Origin of the sequence: Idiomarina abyssalis, from assembly GCF_019797805.1 — a bacterium.
GTDB classification, from domain to species: Bacteria; Pseudomonadota; Gammaproteobacteria; order Enterobacterales; family Alteromonadaceae; genus Idiomarina; species Idiomarina abyssalis.
On the sequence record NZ_CP081832.1, the window covers coordinates 1,968,613 to 1,995,541 of the forward strand.

Here is a 26,929-nt window from a genome sequence, read left to right on the forward strand (position 1 = left end):
ATTTACCTAAAGGTTTAACTGTTTAGGTTATCGGCACAGAGTCGCAAACCCTTAAACAACAAATCGTCATAACGACGAAATTTACCAGACAAGGTTCGCATTAAATGCTCACCATCGCCACCGGTAACAACGACATCGAAAGACTCTTGCGAGAAATGCTCCCGAGATAACTGAATAGCCTGTGCAATAGCGCCTGTGAGCGCAGCTTCCGTTCCCTGAGCAATACCGTCAAAGGTATTTTGCCCGGCCGCAAGCCCGTCACGCTCAATGTCGTCTACCGTAATACCTTTTAAATTCGCTGTTCCCTGGCCAAGGGCATTTAGCATGAGCTGCCGTCCGGGGACTATCCAGCCTCCCAGATGTCGGCCGTCAGCTCTCAGCCAGTCAATCGTTAATGCAGTACCGGCATCTACTATCAAGGCATTCTTTTGAATTTGCTCGTGACAGCCAAGTAATGCCATCCAGCGATCAGAACCCAGACGCTCAGCTTGTTCACCATAGCCGTTAATGACTCCCGCCTGTTCCGCTTTCGTTTTTTGCCAGACAACACTGATACCAAGCTCCGCCAGTGAGCTATTCAGGGTATCCATCACCTGTACCGCAGCAACGCTGCAACCTATGGCTTTTTTCTCGTGCTGAATTTGTTGGTTGCTGATCACTTCCAGCAATAGCTCTTTTAGCGAATGACTCAAGTCATTAAGCCAACTTTGGTGAGGTATCGCACCCAGTATTTCAATCTCGTCGGTGTCAGTATCCCACCAGGCAAATTTACTGCGGGTATTACCGGCATCAATTAATAGCATCTTGCGCCCTCAATGAAACTTCACCACCAAAATAGCGACGTACGCCCTGCTCATCTTCTACGAGTAAAGCACCGTTCTCATCAATCCCACGGCAGGTTCCTAAGCAAACCCTCTGCCCCATAATCAGTTTTACCGGTTGATCGATAAAGCGGTCGTACTGCTGCCAGCGTTGCTGGAACGCGGAAAGCCCGCTCTGTCCATACTGCTGCAAAGCAGACAACAACGATGCCCGCACCTCGGCCGCAACCTTATTACGTGAAACAGGTTGTGGTAACTCAGAGTTTAAATCTGTCCACGCCTGATCAATTTTTTCTCCGACATGGTCCGGCATTCTTAAATTAATACCAATACCAATAATGCTGTGCGCAGCACCTTCTGGGGAGGTTTCTAAATCAACCAGAATTCCGGTCACTTTCTTACCAGCAATATAAACATCGTTAGGCCATTTTACACTGACCTCATCAATACCCAAATTGGTAAAGCATTCCGCCAAAGCAACACCAACGGCTAAACTTAACCCCATAGCGCCATGAATACCGTCATCCAGAGGCCAGTAAATACTTAGGTAGAGGTTACTGCCAAAAGGCGAGTACCACTGTTTGCCTCGCCGCCCACGACCGGCTGTCTGAGCTTCTGCAAATAAGGAGAAGCCGGCGTCCAAAGTCCCTGACTTAGCAAGTTCTTTTACCTGGTCATTGCTGGAATCAACCACGGAGCGTACTTCAAACTCTGGTTTATTCTTCCATTGCGCCGGTGTTTCTTTTTCAATCGCTTGTGAGCGCAGCAACTCAATAGGCCTTGCCAGTTTGTAGCCACGCCCTGTGACAGAAAACAACTCAAGACCAAGCTCTTCCAGCTTATGAATATGCTGATTAACCGCTGCCCGGGATATCCCCAGAGACTCACCAATAGCTTGCCCGGAGTGAAATTCACCATTAGCTAACAAGGTAATCAGTTGATCAAGACGCTCTGATTGTTTCATTTTTCTGCCGCCAACTGCACAAGCCCGTGCTGGCCAACCAGACGAACTTCCGGCTCCAGTTCAATTCCACTGGCTTCTTTTACGTGCTTCATAATTTTCTGTGCCAACCGGCTGACATCTGCTCCAGTCGCTCTTGCCCGGTTAATTAACACCAGTGCCTGATTCGGATTAACCGCTGCATCGCCTTCGTTTAAGCTCTTCAAACCCAGGTGTTCAATCAGCCAGCCGGCGGCTACTTTTGAACGACTCTCGTCAGCGGGAAAATAGACTATATCTGGCCATTTCTGCAATAAGCTTTCCAGTAGAGCATTAGAAACAACAGGATTCTTAAAAAAGCTTCCTGCGTTCGGAATGACTTTGGGGTCAGGTAATTTTTTCTGACGCACTTCTATAACCTTGTCGAAAATGCTTTGTGCACTCGCATTATCGCTCAACTGGTTCAGTGGAGAGTAATGAGTCACAGGCCGCCAGTCTTTAGGTAAACGAAAAGTTACGGATGTTATCAGCCAGCGCCCGGGGTGCTGTTTAAACAAACTGTCCCGGTAAGCAAACTGGCAGTCCTCTGTGCTCATACTCACCCAGCATTTTTCGCTAATATCCCAGGCTGTTACCTGTTCAATAAATGTCGCCACTTCCACACCATAGGCCCCAATATTTTGAACTGGAGCCGCTCCCACTGAGCCGGGTATCAATGCCAAATTTTCCATACCATCAATGTTTCGGCCACGTAAGTCGGTCACAAAATTGTGCCAGTTTTCACCGGCTGCCGCGGTAACTAAAAAGCTTGCATCCTGCTCTTCAATGCACACGCCAAGCAAACGGTTACAGACAACGGTTCCCTGAAAGTCTTCCAGAAACAAGGTGTTGCTGCCTTCACCCAGTAAGTAGTAAGGCTCTTCAAAAGCTAGCTGCTCAACCTCGTCGCTGCTGTTCAGTTCAATTAAAGTCCGGCATTTGGCCGGTAACTTAAAAGTATGTCGCTCAGCAAGCTCTATCAACTTCTGGCTCCTCCTGCCTTTCGGGTGCTGATGTACTTCAAAAATGCTTTTAATGCGGCGGGTTTAGCCGGTTTTGGTAAAAATTGCAGGCCACTTTTTCTGGCGGCCTGTTTCACAGCGTCATCACGCATTGCAGTGACTAACGCCGCCGGTATCTTTTGCTGCCAAATGTCACGTAACTCTTCTGCTAAGGCTAAACCGTCGCCGTCACCTAGTTGGTAATCCAGCAGCAGCCCCTGAGGAGCTTTATCACCACGGTGTGCCTTGGCATAAGCCAAAGCTTTGCTATAACTGTTAAAAGTCAGAGCTTCACACTCCCACTTACTCAAAAGAGCACTTAAGGCACTCAAATTTTCATTATCGTCATCCACAACCATCAGTTGCAGGCGGTCAGACAGCGCATCTTCCTGTTGTTTTTTAGGGCGGCTGATGACTTGAGCGGCATTACCTAACGGTACTCGCACCGAAAAACAGGAACCTTTGCCTTCAACCGATTCAACCTGAATATCGCAATTGAGTTGCTCACCCATACGTTGAGCAACACTTAACCCTAACCCGACTCCGTCTACCGTCTGGTTTTGCACTCGATAAAATGCATCAAATACTTTGTTCTGTTGCTGCGCAGCAATACCCGGACCGGTATCCCACACCGCAATTTGGAGTTCGTCTCCGCGCTTACGAACCCCTAATAATACACTGCCTTTCTGAGTGTATTTAATGGCATTAGATAAGAAGTTCTGCACGATACGCCGTAAATACGTCGGATCGGTATACACAGGCCTGTCTTTATAAAAAGCGCGAAAGTCCAGCTTTCTCTGTTCAGCAAGTACAGCGTATTCTTCCACCAGAGGCTCCAGAACGGAGCTGAGCTGAACATGCCGGAACTGCGGCTTTAACGCGCCCTGATCCATCTTCGCTATCGACAGTAAAGTCGACAAAAGATGCTCGGTTGAGCCAAGCGCCGTATCAAGTTTACCCACTAACGACAAGTTACGCTCTGAGAGTTCTTTTTCCTGAATTGCCGAGAGGTATAACCGTGCTGCATTTAGCGGCTGTAAAATATCATGACTGGCCAGGGCCAGAAAGCGTGTTTTCGAAGCATTTGCAGCTTCAGCCTCTGCTTTCGCCTTTTCTAATTCTTCTTCTACCTGACGGCGCCGATCGATTTCAGCCGTCAGCTCCTGGTTAATTTCCCGAATTTCCTGCGTACGAACATCAACCCGCTGCTCAAGGTCAATATTTGCATCTTCCAGCGCCTGCTGAGTCTCAACGTGTGATGTAATATCGGTAAAGCTAGTAACAAAACCGCCGGTTGGTAGCGGGTTCCCTACCATTTCTATAACCCGTCCGTCCGCTCTGCGACGAATAAAGCGGTGCGCCGAGCCCATTTGCATATAACGCAGACGCTTATCAACCAGCTCGTCCACCTCACCCGGGCCACATTCACCGCGCTCTGCATTATAACGAATGAGCGTAGCAATCGGCTGGCCCGGCTTAACCATCCCCTCAGGGTATTCGAATAAATCCAGATACCGCTTATTCCAGGCTACCAAGCGTAACTCGGCATCGACAACACTAATACCCTGAGCCAGGTTCTCAAGTGAACTGAACAGTATTGACTGCTGCGTTTGTAGTGCCTGAGTCGTGTCATCAAAAAAGTGAACAACCTCTTCCAGATTAAGCTGCTTATCCCTCAGGGCGGCATCAATTAACGAACGGGCTGTTGCCGAACCCAAGACACCGGCAATGGCCCTTTCAACAAAGCTAATAAACGGCTTTTCTGCAATTTCTTCCAGCTTAAGTTCCGTATTTTCGGGACGCTGATAGTACTGCATCAGTTGCTGGGCACGCTCTGCGCCAAGGAAAGTTTTGAGCAGCAACAACATGTCTGCGTTGGTCGCGTTGTCATTCTTGTTTAAGTGTAAGTCAGGTAGAGCTGCTCTTGGCTTTACAAAAGCCGTTGACTGAATCCTGTCAACTAACCGCGGCTTTGCCAGCAGAGAAAAAACAATAAAGCTGAAGGTATTGAGCCCCAGTGAAACAACAGTACCCCGGGTTATAATTTCAACGTCGGTCAGTTGGTTGTTCGTATACAAAGGAATGAGTACCGCAATGACCCAACCCACGGACCCAGCCAGCAACCCTGCATAGACACCACGGGCATGGCCTTTTCGCCAATAAAGTGCAGCCAGTAAAGCCGGCAGCAGCTGCAAAACCAGAGAAAACGCCAGCAACCCAATACTGACCAGGTTGGTACGTGCCGCCCAGAAGTAGTAGCACAGAAAAGACAAAACCATAGTCACGGCAATGGCCACACGGCGGATTAACAATAACGCCCGGTCGTATTCTCTACGTCTGTGCTTTAACGGCAAGCGCGATTCACGCTGCAGCAAAATAGGCATGATGACATCGTTAGTGATCATGGTACTCAACGTGACAGAGGCAATAATCACCATAGCCGTTGCGGCCGAAATTCCGCCAATAAAGATAACCAGAGATAACCACAACTGATCTTTCAAAAGCGGCAGCTGCAGCGCATAAGTTGAACCGTCAGAGCTTGCCGAAAGATAAAAGGTACCGGCAATAGCAATGGGAACTATAGCGGCGGCCGTTAACGCTAAATAAAGCGGGAACCCCCAACGGGCAGTGCGTAAGTGCCGAACGTCGACATTGTCCACAACCGCAACGTGAAACTGTCTGGGCAGACAAAGAATTGCGCCGGCGGCCATAAAGGTCTGGACAATAAACTCAAACTCACCGAATGAGGCGAAAGACCACTGCGGCTTACTAATGTCGGTAAACGAACTGATTAAATCAGACTGCGCATCGCCCTGAATAAGAGACCAGGCAAATATACCCGCAGCCATTAGTGCCACCAGTTTAATCATGGACTCTACCGCTATCGCCAGAATCATACCGCTGCGATACTCGGTAACCTCAACATGCCGGGTGCCAAACAGCATGGCGAAAATAGCCATTAAGGCCGCAGCACCCAATTCTTTGATTGAGAACTCAGCCATCATGCCGGTATTTTCGGTTAATACGGCAAAGCTGATACCGACAGCCTTAAGCTGAAGTGCTATGTAAGGAATGATAGCAACAGCCGCAATACCGGTAACAGCTACGGCAAGGCGTCGCCTTTTCCCAAAGCGGGATGAAATGAAATCGGCAATGGAGGTGATGTTTTGTTGTTTACTAACCGAAACCAGTTTTTCCAGAATTCGGATACCAAACAAGAACAGAAGAATAGGCCCCAACAAAATAGGGAAAAATGCCCAGCCGTCAACAGCGGCGTTTCCTACAGCGCCATAATAAGTCCAGGACGTGCAATAAATTGCCAACGACATGGAATAGACAAAAGGCTTATGACTGACCTTATTCGCCCACGAGCCAAGCCGGTCACCCCAGGTGGCAACTGCGAAAAGAAAGATCACATAAGCCAGTGAGGCAAATATTAATAGCCAGGTCATAATTGCAGACGTTCAGCCACCAAAACAGCCTGGGTACGACTGTAAACCCCCAGTTTTCGAAAGATTGCAGTAATGTGCGCTTTAACCGTTGCTTCGGTTATTCCCAACTGATAGGCAATCTGCTTATTCAGCAGACCTTCGTGAAGGAAATGCAGCACCCGGTACTGTTGCGGAGTCAGTTCGGCAACCTTACGGGCCAGCTCCTGATCTTCATCTGAAATAACATCCAGCCGCTCCCGGGTTTCTTTTGGAACCCAGGTCTCCCCCTGTAAAATGGTGTCTATAGCCTCTGCTATTTCGGCAGAAGGCAATGATTTTGGAATAAAGCCCAATGCGCCAAAACCAATGCACTTAGCAACAATTGACGAGTCTTCACTACCAGAAATAATAGCGACGGGTAAAAGCGGGTAATCTTCTCTTACACGAATAAGGCCATATAAATCGCCACTGCCGGGCATATGTAAATCCAGCAGAAGCAAATCAACGTCATCGTCTTTATTTAACGCAGCCAAAGTTGAATCTAAGTCTTCGGCTTCGCGTAAGGTAAGTTCAGAAAAGTGATTCGCGAGAGCGCCTTGCAGCGCCTCGCGAAACAATGGGTGGTCATCTGCGATTAAAAATTTCGCCATGAGATTCCAAATTAAGTGACATTATTTATTCATTCTATTTTCTATCAATGAATCTACCACACTTGGATCAGCAAGCGTAGAGGTGTCACCGAGGTTTTCATACTCATTCGCAGCAATCTTACGCAAAATGCGGCGCATGATCTTACCCGAACGTGTTTTAGGCAAACCAGTGGTCCAGTGAATCAAATCAGGCGTTGCAATTGGGCTTAATTCAGAGCGAACCCAGTTACGAACTTCTTTGGTCAACTCATCGGTTACCTCAACACCTTCAACGGGTGTTACATACACATAAATACCCTGACCTTTTAAGTCATGCGGATAGCCAACAACGGCCGCTTCCGCCACAGACTTATGTGCTACCAGCGCACTTTCAATTTCAGCGGTACCCAGACGGTGTCCTGACACATTCAGAACGTCATCCATGCGACCGGTTATCCAGTAGTAACCATCGGCATCACGGCGTGCGCCGTCGCCACTGAAGTACATACCTTTAAAGGTAGAGAAATAGGTTTGCTCAAAGCGCTCGTGGTCACCCCACAGTGTCCGCATTTGACCCGGCCAGGAATCTTTAATCACCAGACCACCTTCCGCTTCGCCTTCCTGAAGGTTGCCTTCGCTGTCGACTAATGCCGGCTGAATACCGAAGAAAGGACGAGTGGCAGAACCCGGCTTCAAATCCGTGGCTCCCGGCAGTGGAGTAATCAAAATACCGCCGTTCTCCGTTTGCCACCAGGTATCCATAATTGGGCATTTACCGTTACCAATAGCGCGGTGATACCACTCCCAGGCTTCCGGGTTAATCGGTTCACCAACACTGCCCAAAATACGTAAGCTTTCGCGGGTCGAGGTTTTCGCTGCCTCGTCACCTTTTGCCATTAACGCACGAATAGCTGTTGGTGCCGTATAAAGAATGTTCACTTTATGTTTATCAACAATTTCACCAATACGACCAACACCCGGGTAGGTAGGAACACCTTCAAACATCAGGGTCGTCGCACCGTTCGCTAACGGTCCGTAAACAATGTACGAGTGACCAGTGATCCAACCAACGTCCGCGGCACACCAGTAGACTTCATCTTCCTGATAGTCAAAAACATACTCGTGGGTCATGGATGCGTACACCATATAACCACCGGTAGTATGCACCACGCCCTTTGGCTTGCCGGTTGAACCCGAGGTATAAAGAATGAATAGCGGGTCTTCGGCGTTCATCACTTCTGCCTGACATTCGTCACTGACGTTACCAACCAGTTCATGCCACCAAACGTCACGACCCTCAGTCCAGTCGACATCACCTTCAGTTACACGGCACACAATGCTGTGCTCTAACGAAGGGCAGGCGCCGTCCGACAAAGCTTTATCCACATTGGCTTTCAGACCAATGGTACTGCCGCCACGACGACCTTCATCCGCGGTAATAATGGCTTTTGCCTGACAGTCGTTAATACGGTCAGCAATGGCGTTTGGTGAGAACCCACCGAAGATAACCGAGTGAACCGCACCAATGCGCGCACAAGCCAACATGGCATAAGCCGCTTCCGGCACCATTGGCATGTAAATAGCAACGCGGTCACCTTTGCTTATACCTAGTTTTTTCAGGCCATTAGCAAAACGGGATACCTCTTTATGTAGCTCGCGGTAGGTGATGTGTTTGTCTACACTAGGGTCGTCGCCTTCCCAGATAATCGCGGTTTTATCGGCCTTATCAGCAAGGTGACGGTCGACACAGTTGTAACAGGCGTTTAAAGTGCCGTCTTCGTACCACTTAACACTGACTTTACCCGGTTCGAAACTGGTATTTTTAACTTTGGTGTAAGGTGTGAACCAAGTAATTCGCTGTCCGTGTTCACTCCAGAAACCTTCAGGATCGTCTACTGACTGTTGGTAAAGTTTCTTATAACCGTCATTATCGATTTTGGCTTTAGCTTTGATATGTTCAGGAACTGAATACAGTTGCGACATTACCTCTTCCTCCTTATTCGCAAGATGGTATCTGTTGTACGTTTTAAAGGGCTTAAACACTATTAGACCATAGTCTAGATTGATAAAAATTGACCAGTTAACGAGAATTAACAGCGTTTATCTTTGGCATAACAATAAAATGCACGATCAAAACGAACACTTGGCTTACAGGGGAGAACACCATGGCTAAAGCAAGTATCGCAAAGAAATTCACCGTATCAGCAGCAAGCGCTGCCGTACTCGGTGTTATGAGCTTAGGAGCTCAGGCAAACGAAACTGACATCGATTTTGGTGGTTTTGTTAAACTGGACATGATGGTATCGGACTACACCGATGGTCAGGCACCTTCAAGCGGCAGTATCGCTCGGCAACAGTATATTCCAAGCCTCACCCCTGTGGGTGGTGAAGGCGACGACATGGTCACCGATTTTCACGCACGTCAGTCGCGTTTTTTCCTTACCACCGACACTGAGTTAGATAATGGCGAAACGCTGACCGGCCATATCGAAATGGATTTTATGTTGACCCCTGACGGTGACCAACGTATTTCAAACTCTTATAATCCGCGTCTACGTCACGCATTTTTAAAATATGGGAAATGGACTTTTGGTCAAACCTGGTCTAACTTTCAGGACCTAAACATTCTGGCTGAATCCGTCGACTTTATCGGCATCACCGACGGCATTATCTTCAACCGTCAGGCACAAATTCGCTACACCTCCGGCGGCTTTAGCGCCTCAATTGAAAACCCTGAAACAACCGTAACACCGGTTGGTGGCGGTCGTATTATTTCCAGTGACGGTTTTGCACCGGACGTAACCTTTAAATATACCGGTAAAACCGACAACTTAACCTGGCAGGCTTCCGCACTTTTACGCCAATTAACTTACGATGTCAGTCAAACTGGCGATGATGAAACCACCTTTGGTTACGGTGTCAGCTTTGGCGCTAAATACACCTTCGGCATGGATGATATCCGCGCATCAGTTACTACGGGCTCTGGTTTAGGTCGTTATTTAGGTCTAAACACCTGGAACGGTGCCTATATTGACAGTAATGGTGAGTTAGAAGCCATTGACTCAACCGGTGTATCCTTTGCTTATCGCCACTTCTGGTCAGAGAAACTGCGTTCAAACGTGGTGTATTCTCGCGGCTGGGCAGATAACGATGGTGAAGTACTGGCTTTGGCAGGCGATATGACAGAATACACTCAACGCCTTGCGTTTAACTTAATGTATTCACCGGCATCTAACCTGACTTTCGGTGCAGAGATTTCAAAAGCAAATCGTGAAACGGAAGCTAGTGTAGACGGTGACTTAAACCGCCTTCAACTTATGGCGATGTATAAATTCTAAAGGCCGTGTAGCCTGACATTTATGTCAGGCTACACATCTTTCTTTATTAAATGTCAGCAATAACAGGTTTGTTTTCTGACAGCGCCAGCCAACCACGGATTACACGGTAAATAACCCATATGGTAACCGCCAGTAGCACTAAATAACCGATCACAACAAACAACAGTATAATACCAATGATTGTTCCAATAACGCCTACCCAGAAGGTTTTAATTAACCAGTTAAAGTGACTTTCCACCCAAGTTCCACGGGCTTCACTACGCTTTAAGTAAGCTAAAATAACAGCGGCAATCGACGCAAAAGGAATAATGAGACTCAGGGCATATAAAATATACCCAACAAGTGCCATTTTCTTTAGTTGTTCCTGATGTTCTGAGTTCACTTCCATTGTCATAAGGTTTCCTCTTATTGTTGTTTTATCCCAAACTGCATCATCAACAACTACCGATTTAACTACTTTTAACGAACAATCTCAATCAGTGCTTTACCAATATCGGTGTTATCCATATAGCCACCGAAGTTTTCACTATAAGGACCTGCGGCAAATACAGGAACATCAACACCCGTATGCCCGCTGGTTGTCCAGCCGGTACCGGTAATATCAGCCGTTATATAAACCAGTGCCTGGTGTAGGCTGTCTTCCCGCGCTTCGCCCTCTTCTTCAGCGGCGATAGCGAGTTCATCGATATAGTCCTGAGTGAGTTCAAAGTTGACTTTGTCCGCAACGTACTCCGGCCAATTATCAGAGTCCATGCTCAGCATCTCTTCACTCATATGCGCAATTGAGCTTTCAATTTGCATAACGCGATCAGAATACCATGCATACTCGCCATCTCGCCCAATAGTCAGCCCACCGGTCGAGTGGTCTGCCGTCATAACAATCAAAGTATTCGGGTTATTCTCGCGGTACTCACGAACAACTTGCAGTGCCCGGTTCAGACCGTCCATTTCGTGCACAGCACAAGCAATATCATTGGCGTGGCCACACCAGTCTATTTCACTGCCTTCAATCATTAGCGCGAAAGGCTGCTGCTTTTTATCCAACAAACGTAAAGCCGTGCGTGTCATATTTGCCAGAGCATCAACATCACCATCAATGGCATAAGGCAAACCTTTCTCAGCAAAAAGTCCCATTACTGGTGCCGTATCGACTGACTCCAACTGCTCCATGTCGGTTACAATTTGCATCCCATGTTCCGGTAAAATATCCAGCCAGTTCTTATCATCACGGTCAAAGTAGCTTTGTCCACCACCTAACATGACATCAAAAGAAGCTTCACCCTCAACCACCTGAGTCGCAATTTTATCCGCTATTTGGTTGTACTCGTAGCGCGATGGGTGGTGAGTAAAGAAGGATGCCGGCGTGGCATGGTTCACTTGCGAAGTCGATACCGAGCCCGTTGACCAACCGCTCTCACGTGCCAGTTCCATCATCGTCTGCAAAGGATACTTGTCAGCGTCAACACCAATAGCACCGTTGTAACTTTTAACCCCTGTTGCAAGGGCCGTTGCACCGGCTGCCGAATCGGTCACCCAGGTATCATCATCTGGATAGGTTGTTGCCGCGCCTTTCAGCATGGCGTCAAACTCGGTTTTAGCAATGGTTTTACTGTCTAAATCGGACATGGCATAACGGTAGGCTGTAATAAATTCAAACCCCATACCGTCGCCAATAATATAGATAATATTTGGCTTCTGTTCTTCTGCATGCACCATAGAGGATGCGAAAGCCAGTCCAATACCAGCCACTAATGCTTTGAGTTTCATACCACGACTCCTTTTTGAATAACTTGCGCAGTATAACAAAGCCAGGATGTCAGGAATATGACAATAAACTCAGGATCATTGCCGTTTAGCGGTAATGCTTCCGTCGGCCAGCCTAACCTCTATTGTGCTGCCAACGTTCACCTGTTTCTCGCTGCGAACAACGTCACCGCTCTCAGTGCGGACAATTGCGTAGCCGCGTTCCAGTGTGTTGAGCGGGCTAACAAGGTTTAACGACTGCATTAACTGCTGCTGTCGGGCCCTGTTCTCTTTTAACAACCGTTGCATGACTAATGGCAGACGCTGTTGCTGATGATTCAACTTTTCGTGTAAACGCTGTAGCTCCTTTTGCGGGTGAACCGCCTGTAATCGGCCTTGCAGGTAAGAAACCCGCTGTTGCTGACGTGCTAATCGATTCTGCAGTGCACGGCTGGCTCGAGCCTGCAATTCATCAGCCAATTGTGATTGTTGTTGCAGCTGACGTTGCGGGTGCTGTTGCTGAAGACGAGTCTGCAGAAACTGCCAGCGCTGCTTTAAACGCTGTAACAGTCTTTGTTGGGCCAGAGCTAAGCGTTGTTGCAGAGCCTGAGCTTTTTGTTGCTGTTGCTGCTGGTCGCGAGTTACCAGCTCGGCAGCCGCCGACGGCGTCGGAGCTCTGACATCCGCAACAAAGTCAGAGATGGTGAAGTCAATTTCATGACCGACCGCGCTAATAGTTGGCATGGGTGCCGTGGCCAAAAGGCGCGCAAAATTCTCATCGTTGAAGCACCATAAATCTTCCAGTGAACCACCACCACGGCTGACTAAAAGCACATCCACTTCATTACGTTCAAAAGCGGTTTTCAGCATGGCCTGCAACTGCGGTACCGCCGCTTCACCCTGAACGGCACTAGGATAAATAATGACTTCAACGCTAGGGTCGCGACGCTTCATGACAGCTAATATGTCTTTTATTGCAGCACCCGTTGGCGACGTCAGCACACCCACTTTATGAATATGATCGGGCAGTGGCCGCTTGCGTTCAGGCGCAAACAGCCCCTCGGCTGAAAGCTTTTCCTTTAATTGCTCATAGCGTTGCTGTAATAGACCCTGCCCGGCATCTTCCACCTGCTCAATAATCAGTTGATAGTCGCCGCGCGGCTCATAAACCGTGACCTTGGCCCGCACCAGAACCTGCATACCATTTTGCGGTCGAACTTTAGCGCGTTGATTGGCATTGCGGAACATAGCGCAACGAACCTGAGCACGCTCATCTTTCAAAGTGAAGTACCAATGTCCGGAGCCCGGTGCCGCAAAATTTGAGATTTCTCCAACCAGACTAATTTGCCCAAACCCCTGCTCTAACAGTTGCCGAATCTCAATGTTTAACTGGCTGACCGAATACACCATGAACGTCACTCTTTTCTTTAAAGTTAATAGCGAAATCATACCACACTCAATGGATATCAAAATAAGCTCAATTACATTTAGACGTCTAAATGTCTTGACGGCTTTATATCCATTTATTACAGTCGGGGAATGGTTCATCAACGTGAGGTTAGCTATGGTTCAGCCAGTTGCCCGCAGTTTTTACAAAGAGACCTCCTTCGGACGCATCAAAGGCTACCGTTATGGTAATGCCGGTGCGCCTGCAATTGTTGTACAAGGGGGCATCAGCGCCAGCGGTAGACTATGGAAGCCGGATAAAAGCGGCTGGTGGCAGTCACTTCACCCGGTATTTTCTGATCTCGATGATGTACAAGTCATTAGCTTTGATTACTTTGGCGGGTTGGGAGGTTCTGACTGCCCTGCTATTCCTTTAACGGTTCAACAGCACAGTGAGGCCATACGTCAGGCACTACGAGATGAAACCATTGATCTGCAAGCCTGGGTTGGCGGATCTTTTGGTGGTGTTTTGGGGCTTCAGTTTGCTGCTGACCACCCAACGGAATTAACTCATCTGACAGCTATTGGAGCCGCTCATAAGCCTTCTGTTCATTCCGCCCTGTTGCGCTATTTTCAACAAGCATTGATTCAGCGCTGCGGTGATGACCAGTCCGGAATTATTCTCGCCCGGGCGCTGGCCATGCTGAGTTACCGTACCGCTGAAGAGTTCGAGCAACGGTTTAACCACGCCGACGATGCGTTTGAGTATCTTCTGTATCAGGGAGAAAAGCTGTTAAAACAAAACGGTAATAACTGTCGCAGCCTGTTCACACACCTAACGCCAATACTGAATGACTACAGCATTGATCCAACCAGGGTTCAGGCAAAGGTACAACTTATCGACTTTCATAATGATGCTATTGCGCCTCCAAGTCTGGTCACGGAGCTGGAGCAATTACTCCCTAATCACACAGGTCGAGTCACCATTGAAACACCTTTTGGTCACGATGGTTTTATTAAAAATGTCGAACAATACCAATCGGCTTTAACGCATTTTTTAACTGAATCTCAACTGGAGTCCGCATGAAAGACGAAACACTGGCCATACATCATGGCTATGAAACCGACCCAACAACCAAGTCGGTAGCAACGCCCATTTATCAAACGGTGTCATACGAGTTTGATAACGCTCAGCACGGCGCCGACCTGTTTGATTTAGCGGTTGAAGGAAATATCTACTCGCGCATTATGAACCCGACCAACGATGTTCTGGAAAAACGCGTGGCAGAACTGGAACACGGTGTCGCAGCACTTGCCGTGGGGTCAGGCATGGCTGCTATTGAATATGCTCTCATTACTTTGGCCAGTCAGGGCGACAATATTGTCACTACACCACAGCTTTACGGCGGAACTTATACGTTATTCCGTCATATGCTGCCATCATTTGGTATTGAAGTGCGTTTCGCCGACTCCGACAAGCCTGAAGATATAGCGAAGCTTATTGATAGTAAAACCAAAGCGGTTTACTGCGAAAGTATCGGCAATCCTGCCGGTAACATCGCCGACTTAGAAGGGTATGCTCAGGTTGCACATAAACATGGGGTACCTTTGGTCGTTGATAATACAGTCGCAACCCCCATACTCTGCAAGCCTGTTGATTTCGGTGCCGATATTGTTGTTCACTCGCTAACGAAATACATCGGTGGTCACGGCAATTCGGTTGGCGGTCTAATTGTTGACAGTGGTCGTTTCGACTGGGCTCAGGAAAAACAGCGTTTCCCTCAGTTTAGCTCACCCGAGCCCGCCTATCATGGCGTGGTTTATACTGATATTTTTGGCCCCGCCGCATTTATAGCACGAGTGCGAACCGTTGCGCTGCGTAATACCGGGGCCTGCCTGTCACCGTTTAACGCCTTCCTGCTATTGCAGGGGCTGGAGACTCTGGCTTTACGTATTGAACGCCATTGTGAAAACGCATTAAAAGTGGCTGAATATTTAAAAGCACATCCTCAGGTAGAGTGGGTTAACTTTGCAGCTTTACCAGAACATCGGAATCACGGGCTGGCAAAGAAATACATTAAGAATGCAGTACCGGCTTCGCTACTAACCTTTGGTGTTAAGGGTGGCTACGATGCCGGTGTGACTTTTTATGACAAGCTGAAACTGTTTAAGCGTCTGGTCAATATCGGTGATGCCAAGTCACTGGCCTGCCACCCTGCATCAACAACCCACCGTCAGCTATCAACGGAAGAGCAAGCCTCGGTTGGCGTAAAACCTGAAGCCATACGCTTATGTGTGGGTATTGAAAATGTGGAAGATATTATTGCTGATATCTCACAAGCTTTGAGTTAATTAAGTACAAAAAAAGGCCACTTTTCAGTGGCCTTTTTAAACAAAACGTTAGTCTTCTTTTTTCAGGTGAACGTCCATTTGGGGAAACGGAATGCCAATACCCTCTTCATCCAGACGGTCTTTAATACGTTCCAGAAGATCCCAGCGGGTCGGCCAGTAATCTTCATTTTTTGTCCACGGACGCACGTTAAAGTCGACCGAAGAGTTTCCTAGGTTAGTTACCGTAACCACGGGTTCAGGATCTTTTAGTACACGCTCATCGCTGGTAATAACATCCATCAGTGCTTTTTTCGTTTGCTGTAAGTTAGCACTGTAACTAACACCAATCACTAAATCGATACGGCGCAACTCTTCGCGGTTGTAGTTGACGATTGGGCCGCCAATAATTTCAGAGTTAGGAACAAAAACCACCTTACGGTCCGGCGTTTTCATTATCGTCTGAAAAATATTAATTTGTTCAACCGTTCCTGAAACACCACCAGCGTCTACATATTCGCCGGCACGAATAGGACGGAACATAATCAGTAAAACGCCCGATGCAATGTTTGACAAAGACCCCTGCAGAGCAAGACCAATAGCCAAACCTGCCGCACCTAAAATAGCAATAAAGGAAGTGGTTTCAACCCCAACGTGTGACAACGCCATCATAATAGCGGCAATGAATATTACCGTTTTCAGAATCGCACCCACAAAGCTGATGACTGCACCGTCTACTTCGCGCTTACGCATGTTCTTGGTCATTACACCGGTAACAGCATTCGCAACCATTTTACCGATAATGAGTATCGCAATCGCGATAACAAACTTAATCGAGAAACCGATCAGCATATCCTGGTTATCATTAATCCACTGAACGATGTTATCCATACAAATTCCTTATTAGGCAGAGGCTTAAACGAGTTATTAATTACAGTAATTATAAACGGACTGACCTGCAAGTCAGATCACAACCGGAAGGAGTAACGTCCCTGAGAGTCTGGTTTCCCCATATACTCCATCATTCTAGCTAAACCTTCAGGTGTTCTTGGTGTCGGTTTAACCGTTCCCTGAGCATTAAAGCTTTGGCTATTAATACTGCCGTTAAAGTTCAGCCCCAGACTATTATTTCCGTCCATAGCTAGTGTAACGGCATTATTATCACTACAGCCGAGTTCAACCGGAAAATCCCCCAGAGACTGCCATTGGTTATTGACCAATACGCGTATTTGTTCTCCTCGTGCCTGCCCCTGCAGCTCGTCACACCAACGCACAGGCCCGGGAGCAGTGACCACAAAGCTGTCCAGCGACAAGCGCCAGTTACCACCCGTTTTTAGCGGTAAGCGAGTACCAACCAGCTGCAATAGCGCGTTGACATCACCACTGGCTGTTACATTCTTCGCGCCAACCTTTGTTGAGCCGGCCAGCAATTGACCGTTCAACGCAAAAGGGTTGTTGTTCTGAGGAAGGTTAACATCCACCACAAGCTCGCCCAGCAACACAGACGAGACTTGCCAATCCCACGCCAGATTACTCAGCACTATGTCATCAACAGCCACCTGTCCGGCAGTCCCCTGCCATAAGCTACCACTCACCTGAGATATCCGGATGTTATCCGGTAGCGGAAACCAGTAAACCACTCGTGCCGGTAACATAACCAGCATGGCAACCAGATACACGACAACTAACCAGGGTATCCAGCGCTTTAGATTCATGAAGCCTCTCTTACTAAAAGTTTGCGGAGCCTAACTTGTCCGGGTGCATTCAATTTCGCAATATCGACCGACGTCAATACTAACTGCTGTCGCTGCTCTAATTCAGCCAAAAAACTTACCAGGTCAGAGAAAGACACTTCATCCACGGTCAATAAATAGTCCTGACCCTGAGGCTGCAAACGCGCTATTTGGATATCTTGCGCTGCAGCAGCACGGTTAATGCGTTGACTCACTGAACCAGACGCGCTTTCTCGTTGTCCGGTTTTACCCTCTAACTTTTTATAACGTGCGATAGCTTGCTGTACCCACTGGTACTGCTGCTGTTGAGCCTCTAACTTGCGCTCGGCATTAGCCACGGCCTGAGCACTGGGTTGCCACACAGCGAAATACAGTAAAGCAATAAAAAGCACACCGCCTAATACAGACAGCAACGTCTTCTCACGTTGATTAAACTGGCGCCAGCGTTGGGCGCCCAAATCCAGATAAGGCTTTAAGTAGCGTTTGAGTCCGTTCATGACTGTGCCCCTCCACTTTCAACTTGCACCGTCAATGCGCCTGATACCGTTTCTCCGCGGTTACTCATTGAACCGGCTTCAATATTCAGGCCTTCTGCCTTTGCGGCTTGCTGGAAAGATTCAAACTGGGAAAAACTTTTAGCCGTTGCCTGCAACCGCAATTCGTTATTCTGAAACCGCAACAGCTCAAGCTGCAAGTCAGGTTGAGACTTAAATGCCGGTTCTAATTGCTGCAGAACAGCAAGCACTGATACCTGGTCTGAATTACCAAGACCCAGTCCGTCTAACTGTCGTTGCAATTGAACTTTCAAATTCACAATTCGGGTATTACCTGGAAATGCATCCCGATAAAGTTGCTCAGCCTGAGCTTTCAACGTTTCGCTTTGTGAATTTAGCTGCCAGTAACGCACACCATTTAACACAATAGCCAACACAAAAAGCACACTTGCGGCTGTGGCAAAAGCCCGCCAGGGAAGCTCTACTGAACGTTTCGCTCTGTGTGAGCGGTAGTTTCCCTGCCTTAGGTTAAGCTTATTACCCGTTTCAAGACTTTGCACCGCAATAGTAAAAGGTACTTCGATATCGGCAGCAGTTAAAGGTGCCGGAGACTGAGGCCAGTTTAACTCACCGTAGTGAACAATTTCGGTTGGGTTTTCCTGCTCTGAAGCAAGGGCCGGTGCTAACTCTGCAAACTGTTCCTTTTCAACGGTAAAACCTTCCCAGGTTCCCGTTCTGACAATAACGCTGTCACCAAGCTCTATTGCCTGCCAAACATCTTCCTGATACGGAAGCAGGAAACAATCAGGCACCCAGTAAGGAGCGTCAATACCGGCCTCTAAAAACAGTTTTAGCCATTCATCCATTCGCTCTTTTGCGACTACGGCGACAGGTAATTCCGTTCCTTTTACGTCCGGCCAGGAGAAATGCAGCTGCTCTATGTCACTTGCCAGCTCTTCTTCCAGTGCATAAGGAATAATGCGTTGCAGGTGTCTCTTAGTACCCGCAGGCAGTGTTACCTTTGTCATAAAGACGTCCTGCCCCGGCAAGGCAACAACAACCTCGCAACGGCCTGCTTTGTCTTTGAGCTGAGAAAGCTCATCGACTGAATTCAGGCTACCGCTGGCAATTAACTCCTGCTGATTTTTATGCCAAACCAGCCAGGGTATGGGTTCATTCGTACCGTAAGCTGGCAAACGCAGAATCAGTGTTTCTTGCATAAACTAATCTCCCATCGCCCGGTACAATGTCTGTACTCGACCTTGGTTTAAATGTAATACCGAGCGCGCTCTCATCTCTATTTCACCCCACTGGATCATCGCAACCAGCTGGAAATACTCGCTTTTTACCGTCAGCTCTGAAAGGTCACTTTCCAGTTCAGAACGAACATTTTCAAGCTCAGCTAATTCGGTTAACTCTTCATCCGACTCGTAGCCCTGCTCCGGCCTATTGGCCAAAAGCGACATAGCATCAGCAATTGACAACTTACCTTCTGTCACGCCCGTCAGTACCGCTGCCTGCTCTTGTTCCAGTGTATTTATATTTATTTTTAATTCAGATTCATTAGGAATAACACAAACAACGGGCTTCAGTTTATTAACAATTTTAGCACTGTAACCGCGTACCATTCTTAGCTCACTCAAGTCCAGCAAGTGACTATTTGCTGCAAGATAGGGCTTAGGTAAGCTTTCGTAGTCTGGATCTTCTGCACCATTGCTTCCCGATAACTCGCTATCTTCATCTATCCAGTCTACCAGACTGTCGGTCAAAATTTCGGCCTGATAATTATCAATATCTAATGCCTGTAACAAGGCTTTATATTGCCGTTTGCGCTTTTCCAGTGTGCCTGGATCTTCCGCGTCAGCACTCAAACTGTTTAGATTAAAGCAGCTGTACAAGTCATTTACTCGTGCGGCGATTTGGCCGCCCTCGACAGGGAAAGGCCCATTGCGACCCGCCCAGTTTTGTTCACTATGGGCGACACCATCATTCTCATCGAGCTCTGTTTTAAGCACTTCTTTTAAAACATCTTCGGCGCTTAGCCACATCCAGTAGCCCTGCTCAGCTTGTTGCAGATTTCCCATACGGGTTATTTGCAACTGTAGTTTGCCACCTAAGTTGACGGCAATAACCGATACTAAAGCAATGACCAGCAGGACGGTTATCAGTGCCGCTCCCTTTTGCGACGACCGGGTTAAGTTAGTTGGCACCTCGATCCCCCTCAGAGTCATCAACTGCTAACTGACCAACACCAGCAATCAGAAACACCCGCCTAATGGTGCCAAAGTTTTCACTGCCAATGGTAACTTCAACCGCCTGAGGTAAGTCACCTGCACTCTCCCAGCTATCGCTCCAGCCTTCTTCTGTGTCCTGATTGGAGCGACTCCCGGTCTCACTGCGATAAAACCGAAAAGAGAGTTCATTCACATCTTCTAATAACGTCTGAATTGACGGCTCTGATGAGCGATCATTAACAAATGTCTCGGTAACGCGCTGTAAGTCACCCTCCCATAGGCGGTAAACCACCGGCTGCAATTCGCTGCGCGGCAGAATATAGCCGGGGTTATCAAAACCGCTTCTGACAAACGCCAGCACGCCGCCGTCTGATTCAAAGTATCTTGGGTCGTTACTTAAATACTGATGCGTAATTTCCATAGCCGATGGCCGCGTCGGTTTAGCGACCATTTGGCGAATATCCTGCTGCATCAGCAACTGACTAAACTGCAAACGCTCTAGCTGATCACGTTGTTTCTGCGATTGCTCTTCTGTGCTGACCATTTGGTTCAGCACTTGAAAACTCGCAATACCGATGATGGCGAATATCACCATGGTGACCAACACCTCAACTAAGGTGAACCCTCTGTTTGCAGAGTTAGCGACCATTGCGAGACTCCCCCGCTGAATCCGGTTTACGCACGTAACGGGTTAGCCGAAAGTGTTCACGGCCGTTTTCGCTCTTCATCACTTTTATCGTTACCGCAACCACATTTGGCGTTACGGTTTCGGTCACTTGTTGTTGCCAGTACCAGGTAATGTCAGCTTGTTCTTGCTGGCCTTTTCGCCCGTTTTCCAGCGGCCAGTTGTTTTCAATAGAAAGCTCAGCCAGACGGTTAGAAGCCACATACTGTGCGAAGGTTTTATCCTGCAGGGCACTTAACCCGGTCAAATGTCCACTGGCCGCTTGTAACGCCGCCAAAGCGGCCAGACTAAAAACCGATAAAGCGACCATGACTTCAATTAATGTAAACCCTCGCATTAGCCGCATAACTACTCCGGAGCCTCTTCGGAGATACTGATTAACCAACTGTTTTGTGCAATCAGCCAGCGTTCCGCTTCAGGCTCGTTTAAATGCTCGATATGAACACTAAACAATGTCATCTCGCCGCTTGGAAGAATCAGAATATCGGGAACCAGACTGTCATCGTCACTTTCATCCGCGAATAGGCCACTCTCTAAGGACTCACTTTGCTCAAGTATGGCTATACCCCGACTGGTAAACTCCCAGCGCATTGGCCATTCGGTCTTCTGGGCCCGCAAACCGCGGGGACTCTTCTCTTTCCATTGTTCGTCCTGCCAGAATAAAAAACGATATCCGTCCTCATGAAACTTGAGACCAACAGGTTGCTGCCTGACCATGGCATATTCGCGTGCGTAGTTAAGCTGCTGACGTAACGCAACAGCAGCGTTATGAGGAGAGTCTCCGCCACGCTCACCGCCTGGCAGGGTAAACACAACAGCGCTGGCGATAAGGCCCAGGATGGCCATCACCAGCATGACTTCAATTAAGGTAAAACCAAATTGACGACGCTTATTGATCACGGTCGTTGTTGCCAATCATCCAGCTGCCGAAGTCATCATCAGTGCCCGGCTGCCCATCAGGACCCGGCGAGAAAATATCAACGTCGTCATACTGGCCCGGGTTCAATAACAGATAGTCATTACCATAGGGGTCTTGTGGTAACCGGCGGATATAACCACCACGACGATAACTGCGCGGCTGAGGATCTAAGTTCGGTTCGTTAACTAAAGCTTCAAGGCCTTGCTCAGTCGTTGGGAACATGCCGTTGTCGAGGTGATACTGTGCCAATGCATTTTCTAAAGCAACAATGTCAGCGATAACTTTTTGTTCATTCGCTTTTTCCTGATTGCCCAGAACATTGGGTAGCACCATAGTCGCCAGAATACCGATAATGGCAATAACGACCATTACTTCGACTAATGAAAAACCTGATTGATTACGTCTCATAGCTAAAGCCCTACACTATTATTTAATTGTAAAATGGGTTGAATGATAGACAGCACAATAAAGAATACGATACCGGCCATAGTCACAATGAGCACCGGCTCGAATACCTTTAAACTGACCGATACCAAATTCTCAAACTCTTTATCCTGGTTATCTGCCGAGCGTTTCAGCATCTGCTCCAGTTCACCTGACTTCTCCCCAGCCGCTATCATATGCAGCATCATAGGTGGAAATAACCCGGTTTCCTGCAGCGCACCTCGCATTGAAGAGCCCTCGCGCACACGGTCAGCAGCTTCATCGACAGCCTGCCGTATGGCTAAATTGCCTATCACTGACGATGTAATGCGCAAGCCGTCAAGCAGCGGAACAGCAGAAGAAGTCAAAATACTGAGTGTTCTGGCAAAACGCGCCGTACTCACCCCTCTTATGACCTTACCCAGCATAGGAAGTTTTAACAGTCGACGATGATATTTCAGGCGGTTTTTTTCGTTTCGCAGCCACTGATTAAAAGCCACCAAAACTAAGGCGATAGCTATTAACAACCACAGCCCCCAGTTCTGCAAGAACTCACTTATGGCTATCATCGCCAGTGTTGTAGGGGGCAATTCCTGTCCCATAGTAGAGAAGTTATCCACTATCTGCGGCACAATAGACACCAACAGAAAGACAACAATACCAACTGCAACCAAAGTCAGCATGAGCGGATAGATAAGCGCCTGAGTCAACTGGCTTTTCATGTGCTGCCGCTGCTCGGTATAGTTCGCCAGTTCATCCAGTACGGTGTCTAAATGCCCGGACTTTTCCCCGGCAGCCACCATGGCTGTATATAAGGAGTCAAATACCCCGGGAAACTCAGACATGGCTTCGGCCAGCCCGTAACCTTCAACGACTTTACTTCTTACTGACATTAGCAGCTTTTTAAGTCGTGGCTTCTCGGTTTGATCCGCAACAGCCAGCAGTGCCTGTTCAATAGGAAGTGCAGAACCCACCAGCGTAGACAACTGACGGGTTATAAGCGCTAAATCCTGAGCTTTAACTTTACGTTGAGGCAAGCCGAAACGCGGCGTTAAGGTTTTCTTTCTGTCCTGATCAGCTGCGGGGGCTATGCTCAATGGCATTAAGCCCTGCTCTCGCAGCAACTGGCGCACCTGACGCTCAGTGTCAGCTTCTAAAACCCCTTTTTTCTTTCTGCCGTTAGCTTCAACAGCCTGGTATTCAAATGCTGCCACCCTTTACTCCTCGCGGGTAACCCGCAGCACTTCTTCCAGCGTTGTTTTGCCTTTCAGTACTTTTGCCAGACCATCCTGACGAATGCCCGGAGTCGACTGTCTAATGTACTTTTCAATAGACTGCTCACCATGCCCGTTGTGCACTAACTCACGCACATGATCATCGACAACCAGTAATTCATGAATACCGGTCCGCCCACGGTAACCCGTATGATTACAACGTTCGCAGCTACCGGCCCGATAAATTACGCTGTTATCTGAGGCACTGAGCCCCAGCATATTTTTTTCTTCGTCGTCTGGCTCATGCGGCTGTTTGCACTCAGTACAAAGTGTTCGCACCAAACGCTGGGACAACACAGCCAGCAAGCTGGAGGACAGCAGAAACGGTTCAACGCCCATGTCTTCCAGACGGGTAATAGCACCTGCAGCGGTGTTGGTGTGTAAAGTAGAAAGTACCAGGTGGCCCGTTAAGGACGCCTGAACAGCAATTTGTGCCGTTTCAACGTCTCGTATTTCCCCGACCATTACAACATCAGGGTCCTGCCGCAAAATAGCACGAAGTCCGCGAGCGAAAGTCATATCAACACGAGGGTTAACCTGAGTCTGACCAATGCCATCAATAGCGTATTCTATCGGATCTTCTACGGTCAGAATGTTACGGTCTTTTGAGTTGATCTCGCTAAGGCCTGCATACAAGGTCGTACTTTTACCCGACCCCGTAGGGCCAGTCACCAAAATAATACCGTGCGGTTTATAAATCAGTTCCTGGAAAATTTTCCGGTTCTCGTCAGTCATTCCCAGTTCAGTTAAATTGAGCCGCGCGTTGTTTTTATCCAATAAACGCAGTACCACCCGCTCACCATGGTTCGACGGCATGGTCGAAACACGAACATCTACCGCCCGGCCTGCAATTAATAATGAGATACGGCCATCCTGAGGCACCCGCTTTTCAGCGATATCCAGCTGCGCCATAACCTTTATTCGTGACACCAGCAGCGACGACAACTTGCGGTTTGGACGCAGCACTTCACGCAATACACCATCAATACGGAAACGAATTAATAAGGCTTTCTCGAAGGTTTCGATATGAATATCAGAAGCCCCTTCCTTTATCGCCTCACTCAGCATAGCGTTAATGAGCTTAATAATAGGCGCGTCGTCTTCACTTTCCAGCAAATCTTCCGTTTGCGGCAATTCATCAGCCAGTGAAAATAAGTCCGACTCGTTGCCAATATCTTCCATCAGTTGTTTGGCTTCGGATGAGTCACGTTGATAAGCACGAGTTAACAGGCTTTCAAAGTCACTGGCGGCGTGCTCTTTTATGGTTACCGGCTGTCCCATCGCACGCCTTACTTCTTTTAGTGCTGCAGCAGAAATACCGGCGCGACAATGCAGAATCATGGGTTCGCCATGCTCCACGACCACGCCAAAACGCTTAGCGAAGCCAAAAGGCAGGCGGGTTGTTGCAATGGCACTAGCTTCAGTCATTTGTCGACTCATTGTTTTTGTCGTCGCTGCTTTCCTTACCCTTCTTCTCCAGATACTCATCAAATCCAGGAGGTAATGTCAGTTTGTTGTCCCAGTCATTAAGTAAAGGCGTTTCCTCAGTTGGCATCAATGAAATGCCGCGTGAGCGTTCATCCAGTTGCAAAGCCCTGATGTAGTTGTACTTGGCCGAGCTCAAATCTCGCATACGGTTACCGTCACGCACAATTGTCGGGCGAATAAACACCATCAAATTTCGCTTTTGCTTAGAAGTTGATGTTGAACTGAATAACTTACCCAAAATAGGAATATCACCCAATAGAGGAACTTTGGATACCGACTCCTGCACGTCTTCATCAATCAGACCGCCAAGTACAATGGTTTCGCCATCGTCAGCCATCACTGTCGTTTTCAGTTCACGTTTATTAATAATAACGTCAACCGCTGTAGCACCGCTCAAGCTGGAAACTTCCTGCTCAATGGTCATTTGCACAGCATCCCCTTCGTTAATCTGAGGGGTAACTTTTAATTTAATACCTATCTCGGTGCGATCAACTGTCTGGAATGGGTTGTCATTGTTATCGCCAGTAGTTGAGCCACTAATAGTCGGTACTTCCTGACCAACCAGAAAACTTGCTTCCTCGTTGTCCACTGTGACAATGCTGGGCGTTGCCAGAATATTGGAACGAGTATCCTGAGTGACGGCCTGTACGACAGCAGCCCAATCATTCTGAATTGTACCGAACATCATCCCGTTTACCGATCCGAGTAAATTCGCCAACAACGAAATATCGCCTGGCTCGTCGGGTTCTGTCGTCGTAACTTCGACACCGCCGTCCGTTATACGAGTGGTGGTGGTTCCTGGCCTTTCACGAGCCTGATAAGCCCCAGCCGCCAAACTGCCAATGGGAACCTGGTTACCATTGTTGTACTGCACCATGCCGCCATCTTCGCTAATCCATTGCACTCCAAAATCAACGCTATCGCCTTCCATAATTTCGACAATAATGGCTTCAACCTGAACTTGGGCGCGGCGAATATCTAACTCCCGAATCACCTTTTCCAGTGACGCCAGCATGTCTTTTTGCGCTGTAATAACAACCGAGTTAGTCGGTTCGTGCGGGCTGATACTAACCGTTTCATTACCGCTGCTACGGCGACGCTGACTGTTATTTCCGGTGCTTGTTTGCTGCTCTACTTCCGCCTGAATAGAGCTACTAACGTTCTTTAATACTTCAACAACCTCGGGAGCTTTGGCATATTTCAAATAGAAAACCCGTGTGTTTCCTTCGGTTTTTAAGTCCTGGTCCAGTTGTTTAATCAGTTTCACTACGCGAGAGCGGGCACGAGGCTCACCACTCACAATGACACTGTTACTGCGCTCATCGGCAACAATTTTCGGGATCAATAAAGCTGGCACACCCTCATTATTTTTTTCATAAAGCGACTGAGCAATGCGCACTATTTCACTCGCAGAAGCGTATTCCAGGCTGACCATGTCAACATCCTGATCGCCGGCCTGATCCACTCGCTCAATAATCTCGACTAAACGTTGCACCGTTTCTGAACGGCCGGTCATCATAATCACGTTAGAAGGGTCATAGCTGACGACCATGCCGCCCCCGCTTTGATCATTCAACTGGCGAAGCAAAGGAGCCAACTCACGCACTGATACATTCTCTACCGGCACAACACGAGTTACCATAGTGTCGCCCGAGCCGCGGGTATCTCTGTCCAACACAGGCAGAGACGAGGTTTTTGCGTCTTTGTCACGAATCACTTTCAACACGCCAGATTCCATTTCGACCACAGCAAAACCATAAACTTCAAGCACATTCAGGAAAAACTGATAGTACTGCTCTTCATTCATGACATCGTAGCTGCGGACATCAATTTTGCCTCTGACGTTTGGATCGATAATGATGGTCTTCTCGAGGTTACGTCCAACCACCTGAATGAATTCGTTGATGTCGGTATTTTTGAAACTAGCGGCATACTCTTCGCTGCTTAATGGCGAGCTCATAAGGGTTAAAGTTATCCCTAAGGCTCCCAGCCATGCTTTTAAGCCACTCTTTGCCACGTTCAT

The 26,929-nt window shown here is 48.1% G+C and carries 24 protein-coding genes; 3 read left to right on the top strand and 21 right to left on the bottom strand.

Features of this window, described 5'->3' with window-relative positions; translation table 11 throughout:
* Positions 1-14 precede the first annotated feature (14 nt).
* From K5X84_RS09520 to acs, 6 genes are read right to left on the bottom strand one after another with little or no spacing between them, the layout of a single operon-like run.
* Positions 15-803, bottom strand: coding sequence for a type III pantothenate kinase (locus K5X84_RS09520; RefSeq protein ID WP_222235683.1), 789 nt, complete (start codon positions 801-803; stop codon positions 15-17).
* Complete coding sequence (gene birA, locus K5X84_RS09525) at positions 790-1,785, bottom strand: bifunctional biotin--[acetyl-CoA-carboxylase] ligase/biotin operon repressor BirA (RefSeq protein ID WP_222235684.1); 996 nt, start codon at positions 1,783-1,785, stop codon at positions 790-792. The genes K5X84_RS09520 and birA overlap by 14 nt, the downstream gene beginning before the upstream one ends.
* Positions 1,782-2,783 carry a UDP-N-acetylmuramate dehydrogenase gene (gene murB / locus K5X84_RS09530; protein ID WP_222235685.1) on the bottom strand — a complete coding sequence of 334 codons (1,002 nt, stop codon included), beginning with the start codon at positions 2,781-2,783 and terminating at the stop codon, positions 1,782-1,784. The genes birA and murB overlap by 4 nt, the downstream gene beginning before the upstream one ends.
* The gene (locus tag K5X84_RS09535) at positions 2,780-6,253 is read right to left on the bottom strand and encodes a PAS domain-containing hybrid sensor histidine kinase/response regulator (protein WP_222235686.1); all 3,474 of its coding nucleotides are present in this window, start codon (positions 6,251-6,253) and stop codon (positions 2,780-2,782) included. Before K5X84_RS09535 ends, murB begins: the two co-directional genes overlap by 4 nt.
* A complete protein-coding gene (locus tag K5X84_RS09540) occupies positions 6,250-6,882 on the bottom strand; it encodes a response regulator transcription factor (RefSeq protein WP_054489278.1) in 633 nt (210 codons plus the stop codon). Before K5X84_RS09540 ends, K5X84_RS09535 begins: the two co-directional genes overlap by 4 nt.
* Positions 6,883-6,903: 21 nt before the next feature.
* On the bottom strand, positions 6,904-8,844 hold the full coding sequence (gene acs / locus K5X84_RS09545; protein WP_222235687.1) for an acetate--CoA ligase: 1,941 nt from the start codon (positions 8,842-8,844) through the stop codon (positions 6,904-6,906).
* Between the two features lie 182 nt (positions 8,845-9,026).
* Here acs and K5X84_RS09550 point away from each other — a divergent pair, with 182 nt between their 5' ends.
* Positions 9,027-10,199: a DcaP family trimeric outer membrane transporter gene (locus K5X84_RS09550; RefSeq protein ID WP_199493581.1), complete on the top strand. Its 1,173-nt coding sequence runs from the start codon at positions 9,027-9,029 to the stop codon at positions 10,197-10,199.
* A gap of 46 nt (positions 10,200-10,245) precedes the next feature.
* Here the strand turns inward: K5X84_RS09550 and K5X84_RS09555 are convergent, their stop codons facing one another.
* The 3 genes from K5X84_RS09555 to xseA form a co-directional block, all read right to left on the bottom strand.
* Entirely contained in the window at positions 10,246-10,593 is a 348-nt protein-coding gene (locus tag K5X84_RS09555; RefSeq protein ID WP_054489284.1) for a DUF4870 family protein, read from the bottom strand.
* Positions 10,594-10,658: 65 nt separating this feature from the next.
* Positions 10,659-11,966 (bottom strand): alkaline phosphatase, encoded by a 1,308-nt coding sequence (locus K5X84_RS09560; protein WP_222235688.1) that lies wholly within the window; start codon positions 11,964-11,966, stop codon positions 10,659-10,661.
* 75 nt (positions 11,967-12,041) lie between these two features.
* Positions 12,042-13,352: an exodeoxyribonuclease VII large subunit gene (gene xseA / locus K5X84_RS09565; protein ID WP_222235689.1), complete on the bottom strand. Its 1,311-nt coding sequence runs from the start codon at positions 13,350-13,352 to the stop codon at positions 12,042-12,044.
* A 154-nt stretch (positions 13,353-13,506) separates the two neighbouring features.
* Between xseA and K5X84_RS09570 the strand changes: the two genes are divergently transcribed.
* Together K5X84_RS09570 and K5X84_RS09575 are read left to right on the top strand one after the other, a co-directional pair.
* The gene (locus K5X84_RS09570) at positions 13,507-14,415 is read left to right on the top strand and encodes an alpha/beta fold hydrolase (protein WP_222235690.1); all 909 of its coding nucleotides are present in this window, start codon (positions 13,507-13,509) and stop codon (positions 14,413-14,415) included.
* Positions 14,412-15,680 (top strand): O-acetylhomoserine aminocarboxypropyltransferase/cysteine synthase family protein, encoded by a 1,269-nt coding sequence (locus K5X84_RS09575; protein WP_222235691.1) that lies wholly within the window; start codon positions 14,412-14,414, stop codon positions 15,678-15,680. Before K5X84_RS09570 ends, K5X84_RS09575 begins: the two co-directional genes overlap by 4 nt.
* Positions 15,681-15,728: 48 nt before the next feature.
* Here the strand turns inward: K5X84_RS09575 and K5X84_RS09580 are convergent, their stop codons facing one another.
* From K5X84_RS09580 to gspD, 12 genes are all read right to left on the bottom strand, one after another.
* Positions 15,729-16,547 (bottom strand): mechanosensitive ion channel domain-containing protein, encoded by an 819-nt coding sequence (locus K5X84_RS09580; protein WP_222235692.1) that lies wholly within the window; start codon positions 16,545-16,547, stop codon positions 15,729-15,731.
* Between the two features lie 77 nt (positions 16,548-16,624).
* Positions 16,625-17,371 carry a type II secretion system protein N gene (locus K5X84_RS09585; RefSeq protein WP_054489296.1) on the bottom strand — a complete coding sequence of 249 codons (747 nt, stop codon included), beginning with the start codon at positions 17,369-17,371 and terminating at the stop codon, positions 16,625-16,627.
* A complete protein-coding gene (gene gspM / locus K5X84_RS09590; RefSeq protein ID WP_222235693.1) occupies positions 17,368-17,886 on the bottom strand; it encodes a type II secretion system protein GspM in 519 nt (172 codons plus the stop codon). The genes K5X84_RS09585 and gspM overlap by 4 nt, the downstream gene beginning before the upstream one ends.
* Positions 17,883-19,103: a type II secretion system protein GspL gene (gspL, locus tag K5X84_RS09595; RefSeq protein ID WP_222235694.1), complete on the bottom strand. Its 1,221-nt coding sequence runs from the start codon at positions 19,101-19,103 to the stop codon at positions 17,883-17,885. The genes gspM and gspL overlap by 4 nt, the downstream gene beginning before the upstream one ends.
* Before the next feature lie 3 nt (positions 19,104-19,106).
* A complete protein-coding gene (gene gspK / locus K5X84_RS09600) occupies positions 19,107-20,093 on the bottom strand; it encodes a type II secretion system minor pseudopilin GspK (RefSeq protein ID WP_054489302.1) in 987 nt (328 codons plus the stop codon).
* Positions 20,083-20,766, bottom strand: a complete 684-nt coding sequence (gene gspJ / locus K5X84_RS09605) for a type II secretion system minor pseudopilin GspJ (RefSeq protein ID WP_199495129.1) — start codon at positions 20,764-20,766, stop codon at positions 20,083-20,085. Before gspJ ends, gspK begins: the two co-directional genes overlap by 11 nt.
* Positions 20,756-21,148 carry a type II secretion system minor pseudopilin GspI gene (gene gspI / locus K5X84_RS09610; RefSeq protein ID WP_222235695.1) on the bottom strand — a complete coding sequence of 131 codons (393 nt, stop codon included), beginning with the start codon at positions 21,146-21,148 and terminating at the stop codon, positions 20,756-20,758. The genes gspJ and gspI overlap by 11 nt, the downstream gene beginning before the upstream one ends.
* A 2-nt stretch (positions 21,149-21,150) precedes the next feature.
* Complete coding sequence (gene gspH, locus K5X84_RS09615; RefSeq protein WP_244994779.1) at positions 21,151-21,717, bottom strand: type II secretion system minor pseudopilin GspH; 567 nt, start codon at positions 21,715-21,717, stop codon at positions 21,151-21,153.
* Complete coding sequence (gene gspG / locus K5X84_RS09620) at positions 21,692-22,129, bottom strand: type II secretion system major pseudopilin GspG (protein ID WP_054489310.1); 438 nt, start codon at positions 22,127-22,129, stop codon at positions 21,692-21,694. The genes gspH and gspG overlap by 26 nt, the downstream gene beginning before the upstream one ends.
* A 2-nt stretch (positions 22,130-22,131) precedes the next feature.
* The gene (gene gspF, locus K5X84_RS09625; RefSeq protein WP_054489312.1) at positions 22,132-23,358 is read right to left on the bottom strand and encodes a type II secretion system inner membrane protein GspF; all 1,227 of its coding nucleotides are present in this window, start codon (positions 23,356-23,358) and stop codon (positions 22,132-22,134) included.
* Between the two features lie 3 nt (positions 23,359-23,361).
* Positions 23,362-24,846: a type II secretion system ATPase GspE gene (gene gspE, locus K5X84_RS09630; protein WP_222235696.1), complete on the bottom strand. Its 1,485-nt coding sequence runs from the start codon at positions 24,844-24,846 to the stop codon at positions 23,362-23,364.
* A complete protein-coding gene (gspD, locus tag K5X84_RS09635; RefSeq protein WP_054489315.1) occupies positions 24,839-26,929 on the bottom strand; it encodes a type II secretion system secretin GspD in 2,091 nt (696 codons plus the stop codon). Before gspD ends, gspE begins: the two co-directional genes overlap by 8 nt.

What these genes read in the sequence shown, in the direction of transcription:
- K5X84_RS09520 (WP_222235683.1), bottom strand. Translation starts at nt 803, where the DNA reads ATGCTATTAATTGATGCCGGTAATACCCGCAGTAAATTTGCCTGGTGG.
- birA (WP_222235684.1), bottom strand. Translation starts at nt 1,785, where the DNA reads ATGAAACAATCAGAGCGTCTTGATCAACTGATTACCTTGTTAGCTAAT.
- K5X84_RS09535 (WP_222235686.1), bottom strand. Translation starts at nt 6,253, where the DNA reads ATGACCTGGCTATTAATATTTGCCTCACTGGCTTATGTGATCTTTCTT.
- K5X84_RS09540 (WP_054489278.1), bottom strand. Translation starts at nt 6,882, where the DNA reads ATGGCGAAATTTTTAATCGCAGATGACCACCCATTGTTTCGCGAGGCG.
- acs (WP_222235687.1), bottom strand. Translation starts at nt 8,844, where the DNA reads ATGTCGCAACTGTATTCAGTTCCTGAACATATCAAAGCTAAAGCCAAA.
- K5X84_RS09550 (WP_199493581.1), top strand. Translation starts at nt 9,027, where the DNA reads ATGGCTAAAGCAAGTATCGCAAAGAAATTCACCGTATCAGCAGCAAGC.
- K5X84_RS09555 (WP_054489284.1), bottom strand. Translation starts at nt 10,593, where the DNA reads ATGACAATGGAAGTGAACTCAGAACATCAGGAACAACTAAAGAAAATG.
- K5X84_RS09560 (WP_222235688.1), bottom strand. Translation starts at nt 11,966, where the DNA reads ATGAAACTCAAAGCATTAGTGGCTGGTATTGGACTGGCTTTCGCATCC.
- xseA (WP_222235689.1), bottom strand. Translation starts at nt 13,352, where the DNA reads ATGGTGTATTCGGTCAGCCAGTTAAACATTGAGATTCGGCAACTGTTA.
- K5X84_RS09570 (WP_222235690.1), top strand. Translation starts at nt 13,507, where the DNA reads ATGGTTCAGCCAGTTGCCCGCAGTTTTTACAAAGAGACCTCCTTCGGA.
- K5X84_RS09575 (WP_222235691.1), top strand. Translation starts at nt 14,412, where the DNA reads ATGAAAGACGAAACACTGGCCATACATCATGGCTATGAAACCGACCCA.
- K5X84_RS09580 (WP_222235692.1), bottom strand. Translation starts at nt 16,547, where the DNA reads ATGGATAACATCGTTCAGTGGATTAATGATAACCAGGATATGCTGATC.
- K5X84_RS09585 (WP_054489296.1), bottom strand. Translation starts at nt 17,371, where the DNA reads ATGAATCTAAAGCGCTGGATACCCTGGTTAGTTGTCGTGTATCTGGTT.
- gspM (WP_222235693.1), bottom strand. Translation starts at nt 17,886, where the DNA reads ATGAACGGACTCAAACGCTACTTAAAGCCTTATCTGGATTTGGGCGCC.
- gspL (WP_222235694.1), bottom strand. Translation starts at nt 19,103, where the DNA reads ATGCAAGAAACACTGATTCTGCGTTTGCCAGCTTACGGTACGAATGAA.
- gspJ (WP_199495129.1), bottom strand. Translation starts at nt 20,766, where the DNA reads ATGGTCGCTAACTCTGCAAACAGAGGGTTCACCTTAGTTGAGGTGTTG.
- gspI (WP_222235695.1), bottom strand. Translation starts at nt 21,148, where the DNA reads ATGCGGCTAATGCGAGGGTTTACATTAATTGAAGTCATGGTCGCTTTA.
- gspG (WP_054489310.1), bottom strand. Translation starts at nt 22,129, where the DNA reads ATGAGACGTAATCAATCAGGTTTTTCATTAGTCGAAGTAATGGTCGTT.
- gspE (WP_222235696.1), bottom strand. Translation starts at nt 24,846, where the DNA reads ATGACTGAAGCTAGTGCCATTGCAACAACCCGCCTGCCTTTTGGCTTC.
- gspD (WP_054489315.1), bottom strand. Translation starts at nt 26,929, where the DNA reads ATGAACGTGGCAAAGAGTGGCTTAAAAGCATGGCTGGGAGCCTTAGGG.